The sequence below is a fragment of the Nocardia sp. NPDC059764 genome (assembly GCF_042732555.1).
GTDB lineage: Bacteria > Actinomycetota > Actinomycetes > Mycobacteriales > Mycobacteriaceae > Nocardia.
Genome location: NZ_JBHWHH010000249.1, coordinates 1 through 8,092 on the forward strand (window position 1 = coordinate 1; position 8,092 = coordinate 8,092).

Annotated in this window: 10 protein-coding genes and 1 tRNA gene; 7 read left to right on the forward strand and 4 right to left on the reverse strand. The window is 69.6% G+C overall.

Annotated features, from left to right (window positions below):
* Positions 1 to 74: 74 nt before the first annotated feature.
* Positions 75 to 539: a GatB/YqeY domain-containing protein gene (locus ACFV4K_RS33120; protein WP_357087687.1), complete on the reverse strand. Its 465-nt coding sequence runs from the start codon at positions 537 to 539 to the stop codon at positions 75 to 77.
* Positions 540 to 622: 83 nt separating this feature from the next.
* Between ACFV4K_RS33120 and ACFV4K_RS33125 the strand changes: the two genes are divergently transcribed.
* The 4 genes from ACFV4K_RS33125 to ACFV4K_RS33140 all read left to right on the forward strand — a co-directional run bounded on the left by ACFV4K_RS33125 (position 623) and on the right by ACFV4K_RS33140 (position 4,080).
* Positions 623 to 1,588: a metallophosphoesterase gene (locus ACFV4K_RS33125; RefSeq protein ID WP_379280235.1), complete on the forward strand. Its 966-nt coding sequence runs from the start codon at positions 623 to 625 to the stop codon at positions 1,586 to 1,588.
* 77 nt (positions 1,589 to 1,665) lie between these two features.
* Complete coding sequence (locus ACFV4K_RS33130) at positions 1,666 to 2,745, forward strand: hypothetical protein (protein ID WP_379280236.1); 1,080 nt, start codon at positions 1,666 to 1,668, stop codon at positions 2,743 to 2,745.
* A gap of 291 nt (positions 2,746 to 3,036) precedes the next feature.
* A complete protein-coding gene (locus tag ACFV4K_RS33135) occupies positions 3,037 to 3,942 on the forward strand; it encodes a hypothetical protein (RefSeq protein ID WP_379280238.1) in 906 nt (301 codons plus the stop codon).
* A 64-nt stretch (positions 3,943 to 4,006) separates the two neighbouring features.
* A tRNA-Pro gene (locus tag ACFV4K_RS33140) sits at positions 4,007 to 4,080 on the forward strand.
* Between the two features lie 96 nt (positions 4,081 to 4,176).
* On the opposite strand, the gene ACFV4K_RS33145 is transcribed toward ACFV4K_RS33140, so the two are convergent.
* Positions 4,177 to 4,644: a cupin domain-containing protein gene (locus ACFV4K_RS33145; protein ID WP_379280239.1), complete on the reverse strand. Its 468-nt coding sequence runs from the start codon at positions 4,642 to 4,644 to the stop codon at positions 4,177 to 4,179.
* Positions 4,645 to 4,720: 76 nt separating this feature from the next.
* Here ACFV4K_RS33145 and ACFV4K_RS33150 point away from each other — a divergent pair, with 76 nt between their 5' ends.
* Positions 4,721 to 5,293 (forward strand): TetR/AcrR family transcriptional regulator, encoded by a 573-nt coding sequence (locus ACFV4K_RS33150; protein WP_379280241.1) that lies wholly within the window; start codon positions 4,721 to 4,723, stop codon positions 5,291 to 5,293.
* Here ACFV4K_RS33150 and ACFV4K_RS33155 read toward each other — a convergent pair.
* Positions 5,290 to 5,760, reverse strand: a complete 471-nt coding sequence (locus tag ACFV4K_RS33155) for a nuclear transport factor 2 family protein (RefSeq protein ID WP_379280242.1) — start codon at positions 5,758 to 5,760, stop codon at positions 5,290 to 5,292. The genes ACFV4K_RS33150 and ACFV4K_RS33155 overlap by 4 nt on opposite strands.
* A gap of 98 nt (positions 5,761 to 5,858) precedes the next feature.
* Between ACFV4K_RS33155 and ACFV4K_RS33160 the strand changes: the two genes are divergently transcribed.
* Entirely contained in the window at positions 5,859 to 6,395 is a 537-nt protein-coding gene (locus tag ACFV4K_RS33160; protein WP_379280244.1) for a hypothetical protein, read from the forward strand.
* Positions 6,396 to 6,444: 49 nt separating this feature from the next.
* Here the strand turns inward: ACFV4K_RS33160 and ACFV4K_RS33165 are convergent, their stop codons facing one another.
* Positions 6,445 to 7,305, reverse strand: a complete 861-nt coding sequence (locus ACFV4K_RS33165; protein WP_379280245.1) for a helix-turn-helix transcriptional regulator — start codon at positions 7,303 to 7,305, stop codon at positions 6,445 to 6,447.
* Between the two features lie 132 nt (positions 7,306 to 7,437).
* On the opposite strand from ACFV4K_RS33165, the gene ACFV4K_RS33170 reads away from it, so the two are divergent.
* Complete coding sequence (locus ACFV4K_RS33170; RefSeq protein WP_379280247.1) at positions 7,438 to 8,055, forward strand: YbhB/YbcL family Raf kinase inhibitor-like protein; 618 nt, start codon at positions 7,438 to 7,440, stop codon at positions 8,053 to 8,055.
* The last annotated feature ends 37 nt before the right edge of the window (positions 8,056 to 8,092 follow it).

Here is an 8,092-nt window from a genome sequence, read left to right on the forward strand (position 1 = left end):
GGCCCGGAGCGAGTCATTCGCTCCGGGCCTTTCGTATTGATAGCGGTATCGCATGAACCGCCGTGCGGACCGTCTCAGAGTCGGGCCTTCACGGCCGCGGAGATCCGGGTGCCGTCGGCGCGCCCGGCGGCCAGCGCGGTCGCGGCCTTCATGACCTGACCCATCTGTCGCATGCCCGGCCGCTCGCCCAGCTGCTCGGCGACCTGCGCGATGGCGGTGTCGGCGATGTCGCCGACCTCGGCCTCGGTGAGCTGGGTGGGCAGGTACTCGTCGATGATCGATTCCTCGGCGCGCTCGTTGGCGGCGAGCTCGCCACGCCCGGCCTGCTCGTAGACCACGGCGGCCTCGTTGCGCTTCTTCGCCTCCTTCTGCAGGACGGCGATGATCTCGGGGTCGGAAAGCTCGCGCGCCTCGGGTCCGGCGACCTCGGCGTTCTGGATCGCCGACAGCAGCATCCGCAGGGTACCGAGGCGCAGCGCGTCCTTGCTCTTCATCGCGGCGGTCATATCCGTGCGCAGCGTGGTTTTGAGTTCCGACATGAGCGACACGGTACGAGGGACTTCTATCGTGGTCCAGCTCATTTGACTCGATGTTTCTCCGTCGGGTCGCCTATTCTGGGCAAATGCCCGTCTTCTCGACCACCGCCCTCAGCCGTGCCGCCCTGGGAGCCGCCGGGGCCGCGGTCGCCGGAATCGGATACGCGACGCTCATCGAGCGCAACGCCTTCACCCTGCGGGAGGCGACGCTGCCGGTGCTGGAACCGGGCAAGCCGTCGCTGCGGGTGCTGCACATCAGCGACCTGCACATGATGCCCGGGCAGCAGTTGAAACAGGCGTGGCTACGGGAGCTGGATCGGCTGGAACCGGACCTGGTGGTGAACACCGGGGACAACCTCTCGCACCTGAAGTCGGTGCCCGCCGTCGTGCAGGCGCTGGGCGGGTTGCTCGGGCGCCCCGGCATTTTCGTGTTCGGCTCGAACGATTACTTCGCGCCGGTGCCGAAGAACCCGCTCAAGTACTTCAAGAAGGACCACAAGCGCGTCTACGGCGAGCCGCTGCCCTGGCAGGACATGCGGGCCGCGTTCACCGAGCGCGGCTGGCTGGACCTGACCCACGTGCGCCGCGATATCGAGGTCGCGGGCGTGAAGATCTCCACCGCGGGCGTGGACGACCCGCACCTGAAGCGGGACCGCTACGAGACCGTCGCGGGCGCGCCGAATCCGCTGGCGGACTTGAGCATCGGGCTCACCCACTCGCCGGAGCCGCGGGTGCTGGACCGATTCGCGGCCGACGGCTACGACCTGGTGATGGCCGGCCACACCCACGGCGGCCAGCTGTGCGTGCCCGGTTTCGGCGCGCTGGTGACCAACTGCGGGATCGACCGGGCCCGGGTGAAGGGCGCGTCGCGTTGGGGCGCGCACACCCGGCTGCACGTGTCGGCCGGTCTGGGCACCTCGCCGTGGGCTCCGTACCGGTTCTGCTGCCGTCCGGAGGCGACGCTGCTGACGCTGGTCGGCGCGCCGCCGAAGAAGCCGGTGGCCGAGTCGGGGCGCGGCCGGGCCGCGTCCTCGGAGGCCGTCGCACACTGATCTTGCCGCGGCGATATTGCCCCGGGCTCCTGCCGCGATATACAGCGCGGTATGTAGTCGTTCAGTAGGGGGCCATCGTGACCAGTGGAGACAACCACCGCGACGAGGTCGGCGGTTCGGAGCCCAATCCGGACTGGTGGCAGGGCGCGCCGTCCGCACAACAGCAGGATCATGCGGCGCGGGAGCAGGGTTGGCAGCCGGGTTATGTGGCGCCGCAGCAGAATCAACCGCCGGGTCAGCCGTGGCCGCAGACCGGATATCAGCCGACTGCGCCGATGCCCGCCGGGCAGTATGTTCCGCCGCCGCAGTATCCGCCGACGCAGGCGTTCAACCGGCCGCCGGAATACGGTCAGCAGCCGGGTTACGGTCCGCCGACCTATCCTCCGCCCCCGGGCGGCGGCAAGGGCCGCGGCTGGCTGTTCGGCGGTCTGGCCGCGCTGCTGGTGGCGATCGTCGCGGTCGTGGGGATCGTCGCGCTGGTGAACAAGGGCTCGAATTCGCCTTCGGCCCAGTCGAATACAACGCCGTCGCTGATCAGCGCGCTCACCTCGACCACAGCGAAGCCGCCGTCCTCAGGCAAGCCGACGCCCGGGAAGACGACCGCCCCGAAGGCGACCGGTACACCCGGCGCGGTGATTCCCGGCTATCAGGTCGTGACGATCCCGGACAATGGTGCGGCCTTCGACATTCCGCAGGGCTGGAAGCCGGACCACACCGGCCAGGACACGTTCAGCAAGGGCGCGGACTCCATTCCGGTGGCCGGGCTGGCGCAGGACGGCGTCGACTACTGCCCGGAGAACGTGCGCACCAACGTCTTCCTGACCCAGTCCGCCGAAACCGATCCGGGCAAGGCCGCCGCCGACATCGGGACCCGCCTGGGCCGCATCGGCTGGTCCACCTCCACCGGCACCACGCCCGGCGCGCCGGAATCGTTCCAGTCCTCGGACGGACAGTTGCAGGGCGTCTACCTGGAGACCAAGGGGACGGCCACCCCGACGACCGCGGGTTGCGCGTCGACCTACTCGATCTACACCTTCGCGTTTCCCGGCGACAGCGGCGCTTTCGTGTTCACGATCGCCGCGGACACCGGAGTCGCGCAGGCGGTGGACGCGACCTTGGCGAAGAAGATCCTCGCCAGCATCCGCCCGATCCAGTAGGCGGCACGTCTCGTCGGACAGGGGGCTGCGGTGAGCGGAGAACGCGACGACCGGGGCGACGACCCGGATCGAACGACGTCCAGCGGCGACTGGTGGCAGGGCCCGGTCCACGACCGCCCCGCCACCCCGCCTGTGCCGCCGTACCGCCCGACCCCGAATCCCCCTGCCCCCGAACCGGACCCGCACCGATCCGGACCGAGCCCTCAGGTGTCCGGATCGAATCCGCACGCCTCCGGACCGAGCCCCCACGCATCCGGGCCGAACCAGTACCCCTCCGGGCCGAGCCCACAAGTGCCCCGGAGTAATCTCCACGCCTCCGGGCCGAATCCTCGAGCGCCCGGCCATAACCCGTACGCGTCCGGCCCCAATCTCTACGCATCGGGGCCGAATCCGGTTCCGCCGGTCGCGAATTCGTATGGCACCGGTCCTGGCCCCGTCACACCCGGCTCGCCGCTGCCCGGCACCTATCCACCCCCGCGCGGTGATCGTGGCCGCCTGTGGCTGCTGGCGGCCATCGGCACGGTCGTGGTGGCGATCGTCGCCATCGCCGCCATCGTGTTCGTCCTGCGCGATTCCGGCTCCACCCCGACACCCACCACCCCTCCGTCGTCGGCCAAGCCGACCACCGCGGCCCCGCGCACCACCACGACCGCACCGGCCTCCACCCTGACCCCACGCATCCCCGGCTACCAGGTGGTGGTCCCCAAGGACCTGAAGGCCGCCTGGGACGTCCCCCAGGACTGGACCGTCGACCTCTCCACCACCGAATACGGCACCGACGCCGACCACATCCCCGCCGCCGGTTTCGCCCAGGAGGGCGTCGACTACTGCCCGAACAATGTGCGCACCAACATGTTTCTCTCCACCTCCGACCTCTCCGACGCCACCGCCGCCGCCACCGACATCGGCGCCCACGCCGCCCGCATCGGCTGGTCCACCCGAACGTCGTCGAAAGCGGGCACCCCCCAACCCCTCGACTCCGGCGACAACACCCTCCACGGCACCTTCGTCGAGACCACCGGCACGTTCACCGCCCCCGCCGGCTGTGCCACCACGTTCTCCGTCTTCACCTACGCCGTGAGCGCCGGCCCCACCAGCGGCTCCCTGGTCCTCGTCATAGTCGCCGACACCGGCGTGGACCGCTCCGTCTCCCCCGATCTGGCCCGCCGAGTTTTCGCCACTTTCCGCCTCCTTTAGCCCCCTGACCAGCCGATTTAACACCTGGACAACGGGTGCGCTAAGCTACTGCAGGTTCACTTCACGGGGTGTGGCGCAGCTTGGTAGCGCGCTTCGTTCGGGACGAAGAGGTCGCAGGTTCAAATCCTGTCACCCCGACTGTGTGGTTGAGACACAACTCGGCCCCCGGCTCTTTCGAGAGCCGGGGGTTTTGTGTTTCCCGAGTTCAAACCGTGGACCCGCGATCGGGTCCGGTCACACCGCGGGTTCCTCGTACCGGATCCGATGCCTGGCGGCGATCGGGTTGGTCCTGGCCGGGTCGAGGGCGCCCGCGGTGAACACGGTCGGCCCCGCCTCGATCAGATCCTCCAGATAGCACTCCCAGCCGCCCGGTGACGAGATCTGGATGAGGCGCGGCGGGAGGGCGGAGCCGCGGCGCAGCGCGTGCGGAATGCCATGTGGGAGCAGGACGAACATCCCGGCGGTGGCGTGCTCGACCCGGTCGTCGAATTCCACCTCGAGCGTGCCGTCGAGCACGTAGATGCATTCGTCGGCCACGTGATGGGTGTGGCGGGGGATGTCGTGGGCGAGGGTGACTTCCAGGAGCGAGAAGCGGCCTTCGGTATCGGCGGTGGTGGCCTTCACGGCGAACGCGGGCGGCAGTGGCACGCGGCCCGGTCGAACCGCGCCGACGTCGAGCAGCAGAAATCGATTGTGGGACATGGTGGTACCCTTCGACTCAAGAGAAACGGAACCGGAATCCGGCTCCGTTTCAAGTGTAGGCCGGAAGGGAACCCAGGTGTCAAGCCCATCATCACCGTCGCGCAAGCCGCGCGCGGATGCCTCCCGCAATCGTGACCGCATCCTGGAAGCCGCACGAAACCTGTTCGCGGAGCGGGGAAGCCAGGTCCAACTGCCGGAGGTGGCGCGGGCCGCGGGTGTCGGGATCGGCACCGTGTACCGGCACTTCCCGACCCAGGCCGACCTGATCGAAGCCGCGGCCGCGCAACGCTTCGCCGAGATCGGGGAGTACGCGCGCACCGAATGCCTGGACCGCTCCGAGCCCGGACGGGCGGTGCTGCGTTACCTGACCCATGTCGGCACCATCCTGGCGGCCGACAGCGGATTGTCGGCTGCCATCGAAGCCGCCCGCCGATCGCGCGGCAGTGAACCGCGCGGTGCGGCCTTGGAACAGCTCGCCGAGATCATCGGCGAGCTCATCGAATCCGATCGGGCCGCCGGAACGGTGCGCCCGGACCTGTCCGTCGCCGACGTCTACATGGTCGTCGGCGCGCTGTCGGCCACCATTCGCTCCGGTAGCGGCGACTGGCGCCGGTTGCTCACCTTGTTGTACGAGGGACTGCGGGTCTAACCGGCCCCATGGTTTTCTCGCGTGGCCGCGTTCGGCATGCGCAGGTGGCGGCTGAGGTCGCCCGTCAAGTGCATCGTGACCCGGCGCTCGGCGAATCGCCACTGCCCGTCGAGGCATTGGAAGCGGTCGCGGTAGCGGCCGGTGACTATGGCCTGCAAAGGCAGGTCCGGGAGGGCCTGGAAGACCGTGAAGTAGGCGCGCGCCGTGGCGGTGGTCGCCGGGTCGTCGAATTCGACGGCAATGTTGGTGGTGACGTGGTGGGTGCGTGGCGTGCCGTCCTCGTAGCGGATCACCATGCCCTGGAACATGCGCTCCACGTTCGCGCTGCCTCGGATCGAGCTGCCGCCACCGATGAACTCACCGTCCGCGAACAATGCGCCGACTCCGGCGAAATCCCCGGCATCGACCAGCTCGGCGTACTGCGCGATCAGATTCGTCACGGCAGTCGTATCAGCGGCTGTGCTCATGAGCGGGACGATACGCGTTCCAGCGTGTCGGACTGCCGCGTTAGGCTGCGCCAGTCCCCTTGACACGAGGGGATTTTCGACAAACGGGGAGTACTGAAATGAATATGGCGCTGCTTGTCCGACCGCCGATCGGCTTTGCTGCGGCGGCAGGTCCGGTGGCGGTGGCGGTGGCCACCATTGTCGCGACGGCGGCGCCCGCGTCCGCCGAGGGGGTGACCATCTCGGCGTCGACGGCCTATTGCGTCGGATCGACCTACACGTTGACGCTGCCGGCCGCCGATGCCACGATCCTGATCGGTAATGTCCCCTGGCAGAACGCTTTTGCGTTCCAGACGCGGGCGACCGGTGATTCGGCATTCAACATCGTCGCGACGGCTCCGTATGTGGCGGGTAAGGATGTCGTCGCGACGTGGACGCCGACCGCTGCGGGAGAGTTCATGACCAGCGCGTGGCCGTACAGCACCGATCGGGGGCTCTCCAATTTCGGTGAGAACGGGCCGACCGTGACTGTCGTCCAGACCGCTCCCGCCGGGGCGACCTGCACGCCGCCCACCGCCGGAAATGGCGGAACGGGCAGCGCGAGTTCGATTCCGGTGATCGGTGGACTGCTGAGCAGCCTGTCGGCTCAGAAATAGCGTGACCACAACTGCGGCCCCTACTCCCTCGCGGGGCCGGGGCCGCGTGTCACCCGGCCACGGGGCGAAGTCGGGTGGTGGCCAGGCGGTTTGCGTGGGCGGTGAGGAGGGTGCGCAGGGCGGCGGTGGTGGCGGGGTCCGCCGGGGTGAGGATCGTGAGGGTGTGGTCGGGGTCGTTGGGGCTGGTGAGGCTGTCGTAGGCGACGGTGAGGTCGCCGGCTTCGGGGTGGCGGATGCGTTTGGTGCCGTGGCTGCGGTCCTGGACGGTGTGGTCGTCCCACCAGTCGGCGAATTCGGGGCTGTCCGTGCGCAATTCGGCGATGAGGGCGCGCAGACCGGGGTCGGCGGGGTGGCGGGCCTGGTTGCGGCGGAGGATGCCGACGGTCTCGCGGGCGATGCGCGCCCAGTCGAGTTGACTGGCACGGATGCCGGGATCGAGGAGGGTCAGGCGGGCGGTGTTGGTGCCGGAGTCGAATCCGGGGCCGAAGAGGGCCACGGCGGCGGTGTTGCGGGCGAGGACGTCCAGGCGGAAGTCGGTCAGGTAGGCGGGGAGGGCGGGCATGCCGTCGAGGATCGCCAGGAGCGAGGCGGGCGGGGCGGCGACGGGGGTGCGGGCCGGGGGTGTGGCGCCGCGGGCGATGAGGTGGAGGTGGGCGCGTTCGGTGTCGGTGAGCCGCAGGGCCTCGGCGAGGGCGTCGAGGATCGCGGCGCCGGGGGTGCCGACGCGGCCCTGTTCGAGGCGGATGTACCAGTCGATGCTGACGGCGGCGAGCTGCGCGACTTCCTGCCTGCGCAGACCGGGGGTGCGGCGTCGGCCGACGGCCGGGAGACCCGCTTGCTCGGGTGTCAGCCGCTCACGCATGGCGCGCAGGAACGCGCCGAGCGCCTGGCCGGATGTCGTTGTGTCCACGCTCGCTCCTTCACTCGCGTCCAGCGTAGGAGCGGCCGGGTGGTACGCGGAATACCAGGGTGCGGAGGCTCTCCCTGGGGTTTCCGGATTTCGGGATGCTCGTCGTGTCATTCGAACACGAGGAGAACCGCCATGATTCGCATCGCACGCACCGTTTCCGCGACCTTCGCCGTGGCGGCCCTGCTGTCCGCCGCCGCCTGCGGCAATGACGGGGATTCGACGCCCACCGCGACCACGAATCCGGCTGCGTCCGTTCAGGTTCGTCCCGTGGTCCCGGCCTCGGCCGCTCAGTTCACGGTCGCCACCCCGGACGGCACCGCCGAGCACGCCTTCCCCGCCGACTTCTACGCGGGAGCGTTCGGCTGCACCGCCGCCAATCACGCCCCGCGCCTGCGATGGTCGGGCGCTCCGGCGGCCGCGAAGAGCTTCGCGGTCACCATGTTCGATCCGGACGCCCCGACCGGCGCGGGCTTCTGGCACTGGCTGAACTGGGATATCCCCGCCACCGCAACCGATTTCACCGCGGGCGTGGCGGGCGTCGCGGGGACCAATGACGCGGGCGCCCCCGGCTACCTGGGCCCCTGCCCGCCCACCGGCGACCGCCCGCACACCTATCAGATCTCGGTCCTGGCCCTGGACACCCCGAGTCTGGGCCTGCCCGCCACCACCACCCCGGCGGTCGCCTCGTTCTCGATGGGATCGCACATCATCGGCGTCGCCCACCTGTCGCTGACCGCGCAGCGCCCCTGACCCGAACGCACAGGGTCCCGGCCATCGCGGCCGGGAC